At 33.3% G+C, this 14,836-nt stretch carries 13 protein-coding genes; 8 read left to right on the forward strand and 5 right to left on the reverse strand.

Features of this window, described 5'->3' with window-relative positions; genetic code table 11:
• Nucleotides 1-79: 79 nt before the first annotated feature.
• From QE431_RS06700 to QE431_RS06715, 4 genes are all read right to left on the reverse strand, one after another.
• Nucleotides 80-643, reverse strand: coding sequence for a DUF937 domain-containing protein (locus QE431_RS06700; RefSeq protein ID WP_281864991.1), 564 nt, complete (start codon nt 641-643; stop codon nt 80-82).
• Nucleotides 644-745: 102 nt separating this feature from the next.
• Nucleotides 746-1,696: a D-2-hydroxyacid dehydrogenase gene (locus QE431_RS06705; protein WP_307294066.1), complete on the reverse strand. Its 951-nt coding sequence runs from the start codon at nt 1,694-1,696 to the stop codon at nt 746-748.
• A 145-nt stretch (nt 1,697-1,841) separates the two neighbouring features.
• A complete protein-coding gene (serC, locus tag QE431_RS06710; protein ID WP_057118723.1) occupies nt 1,842-2,912 on the reverse strand; it encodes a 3-phosphoserine/phosphohydroxythreonine transaminase in 1,071 nt (356 codons plus the stop codon).
• Between the two features lie 93 nt (nt 2,913-3,005).
• The gene (locus QE431_RS06715) at nt 3,006-4,079 is read right to left on the reverse strand and encodes an acyl-CoA reductase (protein ID WP_057118721.1); all 1,074 of its coding nucleotides are present in this window, start codon (nt 4,077-4,079) and stop codon (nt 3,006-3,008) included.
• A 136-nt stretch (nt 4,080-4,215) separates the two neighbouring features.
• Between QE431_RS06715 and QE431_RS06720 the strand changes: the two genes are divergently transcribed.
• Nucleotides 4,216-4,566 carry a 4Fe-4S dicluster domain-containing protein gene (locus QE431_RS06720; protein ID WP_057118719.1) on the forward strand — a complete coding sequence of 117 codons (351 nt, stop codon included), beginning with the start codon at nt 4,216-4,218 and terminating at the stop codon, nt 4,564-4,566.
• 168 nt (nt 4,567-4,734) lie between these two features.
• Nucleotides 4,735-5,892, forward strand: a complete 1,158-nt coding sequence (locus QE431_RS06725; protein WP_307294070.1) for a hypothetical protein — start codon at nt 4,735-4,737, stop codon at nt 5,890-5,892.
• Between the two features lie 99 nt (nt 5,893-5,991).
• Here QE431_RS06725 and QE431_RS06730 read toward each other — a convergent pair whose 3' ends face one another.
• Entirely contained in the window at nt 5,992-8,625 is a 2,634-nt protein-coding gene (locus QE431_RS06730) for a TonB-dependent receptor (protein ID WP_307294072.1), read from the reverse strand.
• A gap of 292 nt (nt 8,626-8,917) precedes the next feature.
• Between QE431_RS06730 and ychF the strand changes: the two genes are divergently transcribed.
• The 6 genes from ychF to pncB all read left to right on the forward strand — a co-directional run bounded on the left by ychF (nt 8,918) and on the right by pncB (nt 14,796).
• The gene (gene ychF, locus QE431_RS06735) at nt 8,918-10,012 is read left to right on the forward strand and encodes a redox-regulated ATPase YchF (RefSeq protein WP_057118715.1); all 1,095 of its coding nucleotides are present in this window, start codon (nt 8,918-8,920) and stop codon (nt 10,010-10,012) included.
• A gap of 274 nt (nt 10,013-10,286) precedes the next feature.
• Nucleotides 10,287-10,964 (forward strand): TIGR02117 family protein, encoded by a 678-nt coding sequence (locus tag QE431_RS06740; RefSeq protein ID WP_307294074.1) that lies wholly within the window; start codon nt 10,287-10,289, stop codon nt 10,962-10,964.
• A 116-nt stretch (nt 10,965-11,080) separates the two neighbouring features.
• Nucleotides 11,081-12,001 (forward strand): YihY/virulence factor BrkB family protein, encoded by a 921-nt coding sequence (locus QE431_RS06745; protein WP_134140900.1) that lies wholly within the window; start codon nt 11,081-11,083, stop codon nt 11,999-12,001.
• 67 nt (nt 12,002-12,068) lie between these two features.
• Complete coding sequence (locus QE431_RS06750; protein WP_281864998.1) at nt 12,069-12,593, forward strand: NADPH-dependent FMN reductase; 525 nt, start codon at nt 12,069-12,071, stop codon at nt 12,591-12,593.
• A complete protein-coding gene (locus tag QE431_RS06755) occupies nt 12,594-13,574 on the forward strand; it encodes a transglutaminase domain-containing protein (RefSeq protein ID WP_307294076.1) in 981 nt (326 codons plus the stop codon).
• A gap of 46 nt (nt 13,575-13,620) precedes the next feature.
• Complete coding sequence (gene pncB / locus QE431_RS06760; protein WP_134140906.1) at nt 13,621-14,796, forward strand: nicotinate phosphoribosyltransferase; 1,176 nt, start codon at nt 13,621-13,623, stop codon at nt 14,794-14,796.
• Nucleotides 14,797-14,836 lie beyond the last annotated feature (40 nt).

Consider the following 14,836-nt stretch of genomic DNA (forward strand, 5'->3'; position numbering starts at 1 on the left):
CAGTTTTTAGAGTTTTCTTAAGGCCTTTGTTTCTTTGTTCCTTTGTCACTTTGAACCTTTGTATCTAGACTATTTACGACTATTTACTTCCAAACAATTTCCCAATAAATCCAGCTATACCGCCTTTGCTTTTGGTTACTACTAGAACATCAGTAACATCTACTTTTCCGTCGTTGTTTTGATCTAGACCGAATTGCATTCCGTATTTAGAAATGGTATCCATTATTCCTGAAGCTTGTCCGCTGTTTCCTGAAATAGAGTTGATGATGTCAGAAATTTGAAAACTATTATCGTTTGGATCTTTTGCTTTATTAACTAAAGAACCTAAAATCTGCGGAATTAAATTAGACGCAACTCCGTTTGAGTCTGCACTGCTTAGTCCAAATTTCTGACCAAGACTGCCGCTTAATTGTTGTTGAATTTGTTGTACTACAGGATTTGAACTATCAATAGCTTCTTTACCGCTAAACAATCCTGCAATTTGTTCGGTGCCGCCTTCAGAAACAATCTTTTTTAGACTTTCAAAAATAGAACTACTGGTTTCATTGATTACGGCTTCGTTGTGTTCATTTGGAACAGCGTTATTGTTGACAACTGCATCGCCTCCATATTGTTGTACTAATTGGGTTAATTGTTCAAACATGATTTTTAGGATTTAGATTAGAACTCAAATTTAAACAAAAAAAGAAAGGGATTTATTAAACGATGTTAATAAATCCCTTGTAAGTGATTTAATTATAGTTGATTAGCTTAACAAAGTAATAATTTGTGAAGCTAGCTCTGTACCAATTCTATCTTGTGCCTCTCCAGTTGCAGCTCCAATGTGCGGGGTCAAAGAGATTTTAGAGTGCATTAAAATTGCCATTTCTGGTTTTGGCTCGTTTTCAAAAACATCTAATCCAGCAAAAGCAACTTTTCCAGAATCTAATGCTTTTACTAAAGCAACCTCGTCAATAACACCTCCACGAGCACAGTTAACAATTCCAACGCCATCTTTCATGATTTCAAATTCTTTCTCTCCAATGATGTAACCATTTTGAGCAGGAACGTGTAATGTGATGAAATCAGCTTCTCTAAATAAAGATTCTAAAGATTGAGAAACTACTTTAGTTGTGATAGATTGTCCGTCAAAAAATTCAACTTTAATATCTACTTCCGGAATAAAACTATCTGCAGCGATAACTTTCATTCCTAAACCAAGAGCCATTTTTGCAGTAGCCTGACCAATACGGCCAATACCAACAATACCCAAAGTTTTACCTCTTAATTCAGTTCCGTTAGCGTAAGCTTTTTTCAAACCGTCAAAATTAGTATCTCCTTCAAGAGGCATATTTCTGTTAGAATCATGTAAAAAACGTACACCATTAAATAAGTGTCCAAACACTAATTCAGCAACAGATTCTGAAGATGAAGCTGGAGTATTGATTACATGGATTCCTTTGCTTTTAGCGTAGTCAACATCAATGTTATCCATACCAACACCACCACGTCCGATAATTTTAATACCAGGACAAGCGTCAATAATGTCTTTACGAACTTTAGTTGCACTACGAACTAAAATTACGTCAATATTGTTTTCATTTATATAGTTAGCTACTTGTTCTTGAGCTACTTTTGTAGTTATAACTTCAAATCCGCCTTTTTCTAAGGCTAGAATTCCACTTTTAGAAATTCCATCATTTGCTAATACTTTCATTGTGTGTTTATTGTTTATTTGGTAAATCGTTTATTTGTTTAATCGATAAACCAGCTATTTGATTTTTCTTTTTTGATATTTTTCTAAAGGAAACATTTTTGACGATTAAACAGTTAAACGAATTAACGATTAACCGAAAAAAAGATTAAACTTTAGTTTCCAACGCTTTCATTACATCAACTAAAACCTGAACGCTTTCGATTGGCATTGCGTTGTAGATAGAAGCTCTGTAACCACCAACAGAACGGTGCCCTGGTAATCCTGAGATATTTGCTTCTTTCCATAAAGCATCAAATGTTGCTGTATGATCTGGATTGTTCAATAAGAAAGTTACATTCATATTCGAACGATCTTCAACTGCTGCTGCACCTTTGAATAATGGGTTTCTGTCTATTTCAGCGTAAAGTAATGCTGCTTTTGCGTTGTTTAATTTTTCAACAGCAGCGATTCCGCCTTTTTCTTTGATCCATTGTAAAGTTAAAAGAGAAACGTAAACAGAGAAAACAGGAGGAGTATTGTACATACTTTCTGCTTTAATATGTTTAGCATAATCTAACATACTAGGAATTGTTCTTCCGTTTTTGCCTAAGATTTCTTCTTTAACCACAACAAGAGTAGTTCCAGCAGGTCCCATATTTTTTTGAGCTCCAGCGTAAATCAAATCAAATTTAGAAAAATCTAATTCGCGTGAAAAAATATCAGAACTCATATCGCATACAACAGGAATATTTGTTGCTGGGAAATCTTTCATTTGAGTTCCAAAAATGGTGTTATTACTTGTGCAGTGGAAATAATCAGCATCAGCTGGGATTTCGTAACCTTTTGGAATATGAGTATAATTGTCGTCTTTTGAAGAACCAACGATAACAGTTTCTCCAAAAAGTTTAGCTTCTTTAATAGCAGCAGTTGCCCATGTTCCTGAGTCTAAATAAGCTGCTTTTCCATTTTCTTTCATTAAGTTATATGGAGCCATTAAGAATGCTGTACTTGCACCACCTTGTAAAAATAAAGCTTGATAACCTTTTCCTTGAAGTCCTAATAATTCTAAAGCAAGGGATCGAGCTTCTTCCATAACAGCAACAAAATCTTTGCTTCTGTGCGAAATTTCAAGAATAGATAATCCTGAATCATTAAAATTTAAAATTGCTTTTGATGCTTTCTCAAAAACTTCCTGAGGTAAAATACTTGGTCCTGCGCTGTAGTTGTGTTTTTTCATGGTTGTTGTTAATAGTCGAAAATTTTAAAGACGCAAATTTCGGTAATAAGAGCCGAAAAAGCGTTAAAATATTCGAAATAATTAAACATTTTATTACTTTGTTGTTAACAAAAACGTTATAGTATCGACATTATCTGCGTAATCCCACAATTGAGGTTTTTGCGTTTCTCCGAATGCAATAGTGTCACTTGTTAAATTGGTACCAACAATGCATTGAATTTGCTCTGAATCGGTTTCAAGGCGTTTTTGAAGTTCTTCAAGGTTTTCATAATATTCATAAAAAACACTCGAAATAGGAGAGGCATAGCTCGAATCTTCTTTCAAGGTTAGAAAACCATTGTCTAACAATTTAAAATTACTCATTAAAAATACAGCTTTATTGTAATCGTAATTATTAGCATACTTTTCATAATGAATAACATCCTGATATTTGAAAATGGCCTGAAAGAAGGCATCAAAAGAATATCCTTTTGGGACAAAAAGTTTAGAAACATTTCGGCATCCTAAACCAAAATATCTAAAAATATCTTCGCCTAATTGTTCTAATTCTTCATGGGTTTCTTTACCCGTTAAAATAGCCGCTGAATTTCGGTTTTTGCGAATAATCGAAGGCTTATCTTTAAAGTAGTATTCGAAATAGCGAGAAGTATTGTTGCTTCCTGTAGCAATTACAGCATCGAAATTTTCTAGTTTTCCTTCCACGAAAGTGATCTTATCTTTCAAACTTTCATCTACAGCAATTAAATACTTGGCCAAAAAAGGCAGTAAATGCTGATCGTTTGATGATGTTTTTATTAAAGCTTTATTGCCTGTAATTAAAACCGATAAAAAATCATGAAAGCCCACTAAAGGAATATTTCCAGCTAATATTAAAGCAACAGTTTTTTCTCTGCTGTCATTTTGAGCGAAGTCAGTTTCGTATTGAGAAAGCCATTTTTCGAGGTTTTCTTCTGTTAAAGCTTCTGCCCAAGACTGTAATGCGAAATAAACCTGTTCAGGAGTATACCATCCGTTATGGGATTGGGATAAATGTATGAGACTTTTAAAATCTTCAAAAAAGATATCATTATATAAAACGTCAGATTTTTGCACCGATTGCTCTTCAGAAAACTGACTTAAAAATTTTCCTAATTCAACAAAAACACTTTTTTTTGTTTCTAATGTCATAATGTTTGCTTATGAATTGTTTTGATTGTAATTTTGCACAAAAATAAGCTATATTACGTTATAAGGCAAAGTAGATTCAAATCTTTGATATTTTAAACTCAAATCTTATAACTTTTAACATGTAACTACGAAAAAGATGGCAATTATAATAACTGACGAATGCATAAACTGCGGGGCCTGCGAACCAGAGTGCCCGAATACAGCAATATATGAAGGAGCAGATGACTGGAGATATAAAGATGGAACAAGTCTTACTGGAAAGATAGTTTTACCTGACGGAACTGAAGTTGATGCAGACGATGCTCAAACTCCAATTTCTGACGAGGTTTACTATATCGTGCCAGGCAAATGTACAGAATGTAAAGGTTTCCACGATGAGCCTCAATGTGCTGCGGTTTGTCCGGTAGACTGTTGTGTGCCAGATGATAATCACGTAGAAGACGAAGAAACTTTGTTACAAAGACAAGCGTTTTTACACGGAGAATAATTACTTTAAAGTTATTTAAAATATAATCCTGAGTTTATGCTCAGGATTTTTTTTGCTTAAAATTGAAATATTTTCGGAATCTTATTGTATTGATAACTAATGATTTATTTTTGAGTATTGATTTATTAACAAAAATTTAATACTTTAGTTGAAAATTTAATAACGCCTATGAAGAAACTACTACTTTTATTTGTCGTATTACTCAACAATGTAAGCGTTTTTGCACAAAGTGAAGAGTATTCTATTCTTGTAAAAGATATTGAAACTTTACAGCCAATCGAAAATGCTACTGTGGTTGTATTAAAAACCAAACAAGTTTTGCTGACTAACGAAGATGGTAAAGTTACATTTGTTTTAAACGGCGGCTCAAATGTGCAGGTTTCAGAAATGAATTATGAAAATCTGACAATGCGCTGGGCTTCTTTAAAAGAAAATGAGTTTACAGTTTACCTCAAAAACAAGAAAGAAAACTTAGATGAGGTTGTTGTATCAAAAGAAAATCCTCAAAAAACACTTCAAAAAATAGTTTCAAATTCAAAAGATAAAATAAGTATTTCACATCGATTAAAAGTTTATGTTCGAGAATTTTTTATGCTCGACAACCAATATTCCTATTATAATGACGGATTGGTTAATTTTCAATTCAATAAAAATAACACAACCACTTTATTGGTAGAACAAAATCGCTCTTACGGATTACTGGAAACAGATGTAAGCGCAGATTTAATGGGATATAATTTGAATAATATAATGGAAAATTATTCGAATTTTAAATATTTTGAACCTTTGTTAGATTCAAAAGCAAAGAAAGAATATGATTTTACGATTAAAGGACATGCTAAAAATAAAGAGTATTATGTAATGTCTGTTAACCCGCTGGATAAAGCTAAAGAGGCAGTCGATAATTTTGAGATTATTTATGATCCAGTAAAAAAAATAATTTTAGAATTTACTATATCTGTAACTCCGGCGAGTCTTGATAAAATAGAAGATAAAACAAAGGTTGGAGACAAAAATATTACCAAATCGTTTGTAAAAGTGAATTATCGCTGGGATGGAACGGATTATTATCTGCTAAGTTCTAATGAAGAAATTGGATATACTGTGATTTTAAAAGATAAAGCCAAAAATATTCAAGTCAGAAATAGTTTTGTGACGACAGGTTTTAATAAACAAAACTTCACGTATAGCGAAAGTGATGTCTTTAAAGAAAAATCACTTTTTAATAAACAAAATAAAATCTTAACTAATTATTGGGATATTTCTGGTTTTACTGCTACTGATGAAGAAAAAGCAATTATTGCCTCTTTAGAATTTAAATTGTAATTATATAAACAGAAAAAAATCCTGAACTTAATTGTTCAGGATTTTTTATTTATGATTATTGATAATCTATTGTCAGGCTGAATTCGAAGCCATTATGCATTAAAAATTAAATCCAAGTCTTGCATAGTAATACGCACCGCTGAAACCCATTTGTACAGCATCCCAATAACCTCCAGCTTCTGTATTTCCTTGTTCATCTTGTTTTGTTGGATAAACATTAAATAAGTTGTTGCTTCCAAGAGTTAATTTCAAGCTTTTAGTAAATTGATATCCAACAGTTAAATCAGTAATTAATCTCGGATTGTAAACATCATCTTCATCTGCGTAATCAACCAAAACAACTTTGCTGAAACGTGTAAAAGCCAATCCCGCATCAAATTTATTTTTAGCATAAGTAAGGTTTAAACCAAATTTATTATCTGGAGCAGAAGCTAATAAAAAGGCTTTTTCACGTTTTCCAAAGAAAGTTGCCTCGTCTAAAGAGCCATTTTTAACCTTGTCAATTTTCATATCATTTATGTTTCCAACTAACGTAGCGCCAAACTGTCCGAAATCAAATTTCTTTTTCCAAGAAAAAACAATATCCAAACCGTGTGTACTTGTGTCTACACCATTTGCAAAAAATTGCGCTTCAGAAACACCAAGATTTAATGCACTTGCGTCAAAATATCCAGTAAGAACAATACGGTCTTTAACTTGGATATAATATCCGTCAATTGTTGCAGTAAAATCACCAAACGAAGCTGTAAAGCCTAAAGAAGCATTTACTGCTTTTTCTTCGTTCAATTTATCAATTCCAAAAGCTCTAGTTACAGGGCTGTCATTTGGAGCCAGTAAAACTTCGGTTGCACCGCTGGCATTAAAATTAGTGAAACGTAAGTTATAGTAAATCTGAGCTAAAGATGGTGCACGGAATCCAGTACTAATAGATCCTCTGGCATTAATATGATCTGTAATTTTAAGTCTTGAAGCCAATTTTCCGTTTACAGTACTTCCGAAATCACTATAATTTTCAAAACGAACGGCACCGCTGAACATTAAGGCTTCTGTAACATCCAATTCTGCATCTGCATAAAGAGAGAAGTTAGTACGATCTTTATTCACTTCATTTGCCGGACTGTATCCAGGAAAACCTTGTGAACTTCCTGGTCTTGGTTCTCCAGAGATTGGGTCAATTGGCGCACTTTGTGTAGTCGGATCTGTTATTGGTTGCCCGTTAGTATCATAAGTAGTATAAGAACCTTCTTCACCTGCAAAAATCTCGAATTTTTCAACTCTAAATTCTGTTCCAAAAGCAATATTTAAGCCACTTAAAACATCACCGTAATTTTTTGAAATGTCAAAATTGGTTGTGTTTTGAAGTAAACTGTGTCCACCTGCATCAAATTGGAGCGGCGAATTTTCTTCGAGAGAAGCATTGATCGTTCCTTTTATTTCGTATTGAAATTTATTTTTTCCAAAAGTATTGCTTAAGTCAAATTTCCAGCCTCCAGAAGTTTCAGTTCTAATTCCAGCAGCAACCGAATTGTCATTAATTTTAGAAGTAATTCTCGGAGTGTAACCGCCTGGGTAAACAGATTCTACAACTCTTTCGCCATCATTTCTGGTAAAAGCGTAAGCGTCAGTATCTCTAAAATTACTTCCTCCAAAAGCATAAAACTCAGTTTTGTCAGAAATAGGAATAGCAAGATTTGCAAATAAATTTACACCCTGCATTTCAGCATCACCAAAACCTTTTCTAAAATCATAAGCAGGTCTTAATGTTTTGTTTTTGTTTAAAAATTCTCCGGTAATATTTACATAACCGCCTTTGCTTCCAATTGCTGTTCCGTAATTTGCTGCAACCCTTACAGAACCTCCATCAAAATCCTGATCCTTTCCGTATGAATTTCCGTTTCCATTCTTATCCAATCGAAAACCTTCGGTATTTGGTGTTCCCGGGAGGAAATCACCTTTTGCGTGAGTATTAAAAACGCCATAAGTGATAGAACCAGTAAGTTCGTTTACATTATCATTAGTAACAATATTGATAACCCCGGCAATCGCATCAGAACCATATTGTGCAGATGCTCCGTCTCGCAGGATCTCAATTCTTTTAATGGACGCAGCAGGAATTGCGTTCAAATCGGTTCCCGTATTACCGCGTCCGCGTGTTCCGAACAAATTAATTAATGAAGATTGATGTCTTCTTTTTCCGTTAATCAAAACCAAAGTCTGATCAGGCCCCATACCTCTTAAAGAAGCAGGATCAACGTGATCGGCGCCGTCAGAACCAGATTGTTTATTGGCATTAAATGACGGCGCTACATATTGTAATAATTGGTTGATTTCAATTTTTCCACTTTGTGTCGTAACGTCCTTTACATTGATTACATCAATTGGAACAGCCGAATTTACAACGGTTCTTTTCGCATTTCTAGAACCAACGACAACAACGTCATTTAAAATTTGACCTTCACTTTCCGTTAAAACGATATCTAATTTATCTCCAGAAACAGTTTTTTCAACAGTTCCAAATCCGACATAACTAAAAACTAATGTTGCACCATCTTTTACTTTTATTCTAAAACTACCTTCAAAATCGGTTGATACTCCATTCGAAGTTCCTTTTTCAATAATATTAACGCCAGGCAGTGGATTACCAGTTTTGTCTTTTACAAGACCCGAGACTTCTTTTTGTGCAAAAAGAAATGCTGAATTCAGCAGAAATAAAAATAATGCAATCTTTCTCATGGTTATTGGTTTTTTGATTTGTTTTTTGTTGATTAGTTTTATAAAAGTAGTGTTTTTTAACAAAAAATTAATAAAATGTTTAAAAATTTTAAAGAATGCTCTTAAAATTATATTATTGAACATTTTTACTTCGTGCAAGAGCTATTAAATCTTATATTTGCAAAATTTTAAAGCCAAAAAATATCATTTTGGCAGAAACCAAGAAAAACGTAAATCATAAGGCATTAAATTACAACGTTTAATGTTTTAGGTCTAATTATTAAGACCGAATAAATAATATAGAAACAAACAGATGAAAGCAGGAATTGTAGGATTACCAAATGTTGGAAAATCAACATTATTTAATTGTTTATCTAATGCAAAAGCGCAAAGTGCCAACTTTCCGTTTTGTACAATCGAACCTAATATTGGTGTTGTAAACGTTCCAGATCCAAGAATCAACAAATTGGAAGAATTGGTTAAGCCAGAACGCGTTCAAATGGCAACTGTAGATATTGTAGATATTGCAGGTTTAGTAAAAGGAGCAAGTAAAGGTGAAGGTCTTGGAAACCAGTTTTTAGGAAACATTAGAGAGTGTAATGCTATTATTCACGTTTTACGTTGTTTTGACAATGATAATATTGTTCACGTTGACGGAAATGTAAACCCAATTCGCGACAAAGAAACTATCGATATCGAGTTACAGCTAAAAGATTTAGAAACTGTTGAAAAACGCTTGGAAAAAGTAAATCGTGCTGCTAAAACCGGAAATAAAGAAGCGCAGACTGAAAAAGCACTTTTAGACAGAATCAGAGAAGCATTATTACAGGCTAAATCGGCTCGTACAATTACTCCTCAAAGTAATGACGAAGAAGTTTTAATGGAATCTTTTCAGTTAATTACTGCAAAACCAGTTTTGTATGTTTGTAATGTTGATGAAAATTCTGCCGTAAACGGAAACAAATATGTAGATCAAGTTCGTGAGTTAGTAAAAGATGAAGATGCTGAAGTTATTGTACTTTCAGTAGGAGCAGAGGCTGATATTACTGAGTTAGAAAGTTATGAAGAGCGTCAGGTTTTCCTAGAAGATATGGGATTACAAGAACCTGGAGCTTCGGTTTTAATTCGTGCAGCTTACAAATTGCTAAAACAACAAACATACTTTACAGCAGGTGTAAAAGAAGTTCGTGCTTGGACAATCAACATTGGAGCGACTGCGCCTCAAGCAGCTGGAGTTATTCATACCGATTTTGAAAAAGGTTTCATTCGTGCGGAAGTTATTTCATACGACGATTACGTTCAATACGGTTCTGAAGCAAAAGCAAAAGAAGCTGGAAAATTTAAAGTGGAAGGAAAAGAATATGTAGTAAAAGATGGTGATGTAATGCACTTCCGTTTCAACGTTTAATTTTTTTTTAGATAATAGAAGAAAGAAACAAGAAAATAGATTTAAAACTGCTGGAGAAATTCAGCAGTTTTTTTATTTTTAAGAATGAGCCTTCACTATGCGTCTGTATTTTGATTTTCCACGAAATAAAACAAAAAAATCCGTGTCAAATCCGCGCTTTCGCGAAAGCGAATCCGTAAAATCCGTGTACTATCTTCAGGAAGCAAAATTTTTGGCTCAAAAATTGGTTACAGAAAAAATAACCAATTACTAATCTAAAATCAATTAATCAAAAATGCTAAAAAAAACCTTCAAATTTCTGGGCTGGACACTTTTCGGAATCTTCAGTTTTCTTGTTCTTTATGTGGTTTCTGTTTATTTCATTTCTAAAATTACAGTCAATTCAGATGTTGCAAAAGTTGAGGAACAAAATGCAATTCCCATTTACATACTTTCAAACGGTGTTCATACCGATATTGTCGTTCCGATAAAAAATGAAATTAAAGATTGGCGAAACGAAATTCAATTCTGTCAAACTCAATCCAAAGATTCACTAATGAATTTTATCGCTTTCGGCTGGGGCGATAAAGGTTTTTATCTCGATACGCCAGAATGGTCAGATTTAAAAGCCAGTACAGCTTTAAAAGCAGCTTTTGGGGTAAGTTCATCAGCTATGCACACTACATTTTTCAAACAATTAAAAGAGGGAGAAGATTGCAAACGTATTTTAGTCTCAAAAGAAAATTATCAAAAATTAGTTTCTTACATATCTGAAAGTTTCAGCGACCCTATTCACCCGCAATGGATTGAAGGTCACAGTTACGGAAAAAAAGATGCTTTTTATGAAGCAAAAGGAAGTTACAGTCTTTTTTATACTTGTAATACTTGGGCAAATTCTGCTTTGAAAGCCGCCAATCAAAAAGCAAGTTTATGGACGGTTTATGATAAAGGAATTTTTTGTCATTATCAATAAATATTCTGCTTTTTAATCTTAAACTAACATGGAAAAAATATAAGATTCCACTAAAAAACGAGAATTTAAGATTTTGATTAATGCGTAAATTTGAGAGTATCTCAAAAAATCAGCAAATGAAAATCAAAAATATATTCTCCAAGTCATGGTTTCTATTGAAAAACACCTTTTTAGAATTCAACGATGACAATGCTATCAAGCTAAGTGCTGCTTTATCTTATTATACCATATTTGCATTGCCTCCTTTGTTGATTATCATCATTACTATTTGTGGTTTTTTCTTTGGAGAAGATGCTGTGACTGGTCAATTATACGGACAAATAAACGGAATGGTTGGCAATAGTGCAGCAAGTCAAATTCAGGAAGCAATAAAAAATGTTCAATTGTCTGGTGATAATATGTTTGCAACCGTCTTTGGAGTTGTGATGCTGTTAATTGGAGCTTCTGGGGTTTTTGCCGAAATACAAAGTTCTATTAATTTTATTTGGGGATTACGTGCCAAGCCGGATAAAGGAGTTAAAAAGTTTATTCAAAATCGATTAATGTCTTTTTCTATGATTGCATCAGTAGGTTTTTTAATGCTGGTTAGTCTTTTGGTAAATACAACATTAGATTTAGTGAGCTCACGCTTAAAAATATATTTTCCAGAGAGCACAGTTTATTTATTTTACGTAGTCAATGTCGTAATTGTACTAGCTAGTATAACACTGCTTTTTACTATTATTTTCAGGACTTTACCAGACGGAAAAATAAGATGGAAAGATGCTTTTATAGGTTCAGGAGTTACAGCGGTACTTTTTATGATTGGCAAATTTGCTATTGGTTTTTACTTGGGAAGTTCTACTGTAGCGTCTGTTTATGGCGCAGCTGGATCTGTGATAATAATTCTGGTTTGGGTTTATTATTCGGCAATTATTCTGTATTTTGGAGCAGAATTTACGAAAGTATACGCAAAATCGTACGGTGGAAAAATTTATCCGAACGAATATTCAGTTGAGATTCAAAAAGAAATTTACGAGATCGAAAATAAAGCTTAGCCGCAAATATTAATCTTTATAATTGTGGCAAGAACTTTGTTATTAAAATAAAATAAATACCACGAATATGAAAATAATAGCCTTTGGAGGAAGTAACAGCCAGCATTCAATCAATAAGCGTTTAGCGACTTATGCATCAAGTTTGTTTGAAAATGCTGAGGTTGAAGTTTTAGATCTTAATGATTTTGCTATGCCTTTATTCAGTGTTGACATTGAGAAAGAAATTGGTCAGCATGAACTTGCAAAAGCATTTCTTGCAAAAATTGCCAGTGCAGATATATTAGTAGTTTCTTTGGCAGAAAATAATAACAACTATTCAACGGCATTTAAAAATATATTCGATTGGAGTTCCAGAATTAATAAAGAAGTCTTTCAGAAAAAGCCGATGTTACTTATGGCTACGTCGCCAGGAACAAGAGGTGGAGCATCTGTTCTAGAAATAGCTCGTAATGCTCTGCCAAGATATGGTGCCGAAATTAAAGCTTCATTTTCGCTTCCAGCATTTAATGCCAATTTTGATTTAGAGAAAAATCAAATTTCTAATGCTGAATTAGACAAAGAGTTAAGAGATATTATTAAAGATTGTTTTTAAATGAGAATATCTAAACCTGCTTTTATATTTCTTTTCCTGCACTTTTTTTTTCTAAATTTTACTTTTGCTCAAAAGCTTAGTGAAGTAGATAAAATCGTTGTAAAATATCCTAAAAGCTTTAATACTACAGAAAAGTTAGCCGATAAAATCGAGAATGATTTTAATTCGGATTATGATCGCGCACGTGCTATTTACACTTGGATTGCTCTCAATATAAAATACGATTATAATGCTTATTTGAATCCGCCAAGAGTGCGCGGTTTTACCTATTCTTCAGAAGCCGAAAAGCAGCGAAAAATAAAACAGATGAATGATGATTTGATTCAGAAAGCATTTACTTCAAAAAAAGCAGTTTGTGAAGGCTTTACGGCTTTATATCATCATTTGGCTTCTTTAGTGGGAATTAAATGTGAAATAATCCGCGGAGATTCTAAAACTTCAGTTCGTGATATCGGACGAAAAACAACATCTTCTAATCATGCCTGGAATATGGTTTTGATTGATAAAAAGTGGCGTTTAATTGATGTAACTTGGGGGCAGGGTTACTATGACAGCAGTAAAGGCAGAATGGTAAATGATTTTGCGCCTATTTATTTCGATACAGATCCCGATTATTTCTTTGCTAAACATTTTCCAGATTCGGGTTCTTTTTTAGGAAATAGATTAAGCAAAGAAGATTTCTTAAACGGGCCTTTAATTTATAATAAAACAATCGAGCAAGATTATAAAATAAAAGCTCCAGATTCTGGAATTTTAGAGGTTAGGAGAGGAGATAAAATCGATTTTGAAATCAAAAATGTTTCAAAATCAAATCAGGTTTTTTATCTCAATAAAAAGAATCAGGCAGTTAAAGTTCAAAATCCAAAAGAGAAACGAGGCGGTTTAGAATTCCAAATTCTTATTGATAATAACGTAGGAGACTATATTACTATTTTTGTAAATACGACTAGTGTTGTGTCTTTCAAAATACTTCCAAAATAGATTTAATTGACGTATCTTAGCCAGTAATGATTCGAATTAAAAAGCTATGGAAACAACTTTCCTGAAATCTATTTTAGACAATGATTTCTACAAATTTACAATGCAGCATGCTGTAATAAAGCTTTTTCCTAAGGCAAAAGTTCGCTACGGATTTATAAATCGAGGAAAACATATTTTTCCAGCTGGCTTTGCAGATTTGCTTCGACATTCTGTAGATGCAATGGCAGATCTTCGGTTAACGAAAGAAGAAAAAAGTTATTTATCACATTATTGCCCTTATCTTGATCCCACTTATTTAGATTTTCTACAAGGATATAGTTTCGATCCTTCTGAAGTGCAGATTAGCCAGGAAGGTTCAGAAATAAAAGTTACTGTTGAAGGATTTTGGTACAGAACCATTTTGTGGGAAGTACCTTTGATGGCTTTGATTTCAGAACTTTTTTACAAGTCAAATCATTTAATTCGATTGAATGATGAAGCGATAAAAGATTTAACGAAAGAGAAAATTGACAATTACAATAAATTAGGAGTTTCGGTTTTAGAATTCGGCACAAGACGCCGTCATTCGTATGATGTACATGATTTGGTAAATGAAACTTTGAAGGCATACGGAGGACAAAGTTTTATTGGCACCAGTAATGTGCATTTTGCAATGGTCAATAACAGAAGACCTTTGGGGACGCATGCCCATGAATGGTTTATGTTTCATGCCGCACAATATGGTTTTAAAATGGCCAATTCTATAAGTTTGGAACATTGGACCCAAGTTTATGGCGGCGACCTCGGAATTGCCTTAACAGATACTTACACTACAGAAATATTTTTCAATCAATTTGATAAAAAATATTCCAAACTTTTTGATGGTGTCCGACATGACAGCGGCGACCCAATCGAATTTGCCCAAAAAGTGATTTCGCATTACGTTAAAATGGGAATTGATCCCAAATCGAAAGCTATTGTTTTTTCAGATTCATTGAATTACGATAAAGTAAAAAAGATTGTCGATTTTTGTCAGGACAAAATCAAAACGTCATTTGGAATTGGAACAAATTTCACTAATGATGTTGGTCTTCCTGCCATGAATATGGTTATCAAATTAACCGACACAAAACCCGATAATATACATTGGCAGGGCGTAGTAAAGCTTTCTGACGAAAAAAATAAAAATACTGGAACTCCCGAAATGATTACTTTGGCAAAACAAGTACTCGGAATCAAATAGTATTTTTTTGCTGAAAATGCAGTTTTTTGATAATTTTAGC

It is taken from the genome of Flavobacterium sp. SORGH_AS_0622, from assembly GCF_030818825.1.
Taxonomy (GTDB): Bacteria; Bacteroidota; Bacteroidia; order Flavobacteriales; family Flavobacteriaceae; genus Flavobacterium.

What these genes read in the sequence shown, in the direction of transcription:
- QE431_RS06700 (WP_281864991.1), bottom strand. Translation starts at nt 643, where the DNA reads ATGTTTGAACAATTAACCCAATTAGTACAACAATATGGAGGCGATGCA.
- QE431_RS06705 (WP_307294066.1), bottom strand. Translation starts at nt 1,696, where the DNA reads ATGAAAGTATTAGCAAATGATGGAATTTCTAAAAGTGGAATTCTAGCC.
- serC (WP_057118723.1), bottom strand. Translation starts at nt 2,912, where the DNA reads ATGAAAAAACACAACTACAGCGCAGGACCAAGTATTTTACCTCAGGAA.
- QE431_RS06715 (WP_057118721.1), bottom strand. Translation starts at nt 4,079, where the DNA reads ATGACATTAGAAACAAAAAAAAGTGTTTTTGTTGAATTAGGAAAATTT.
- QE431_RS06720 (WP_057118719.1), top strand. Translation starts at nt 4,216, where the DNA reads ATGGCAATTATAATAACTGACGAATGCATAAACTGCGGGGCCTGCGAA.
- QE431_RS06725 (WP_307294070.1), top strand. Translation starts at nt 4,735, where the DNA reads ATGAAGAAACTACTACTTTTATTTGTCGTATTACTCAACAATGTAAGC.
- QE431_RS06730 (WP_307294072.1), bottom strand. Translation starts at nt 8,625, where the DNA reads ATGAGAAAGATTGCATTATTTTTATTTCTGCTGAATTCAGCATTTCTT.
- ychF (WP_057118715.1), top strand. Translation starts at nt 8,918, where the DNA reads ATGAAAGCAGGAATTGTAGGATTACCAAATGTTGGAAAATCAACATTA.
- QE431_RS06740 (WP_307294074.1), top strand. Translation starts at nt 10,287, where the DNA reads ATGCTAAAAAAAACCTTCAAATTTCTGGGCTGGACACTTTTCGGAATC.
- QE431_RS06745 (WP_134140900.1), top strand. Translation starts at nt 11,081, where the DNA reads ATGAAAATCAAAAATATATTCTCCAAGTCATGGTTTCTATTGAAAAAC.
- QE431_RS06750 (WP_281864998.1), top strand. Translation starts at nt 12,069, where the DNA reads ATGAAAATAATAGCCTTTGGAGGAAGTAACAGCCAGCATTCAATCAAT.
- QE431_RS06755 (WP_307294076.1), top strand. Translation starts at nt 12,594, where the DNA reads ATGAGAATATCTAAACCTGCTTTTATATTTCTTTTCCTGCACTTTTTT.
- pncB (WP_134140906.1), top strand. Translation starts at nt 13,621, where the DNA reads ATGGAAACAACTTTCCTGAAATCTATTTTAGACAATGATTTCTACAAA.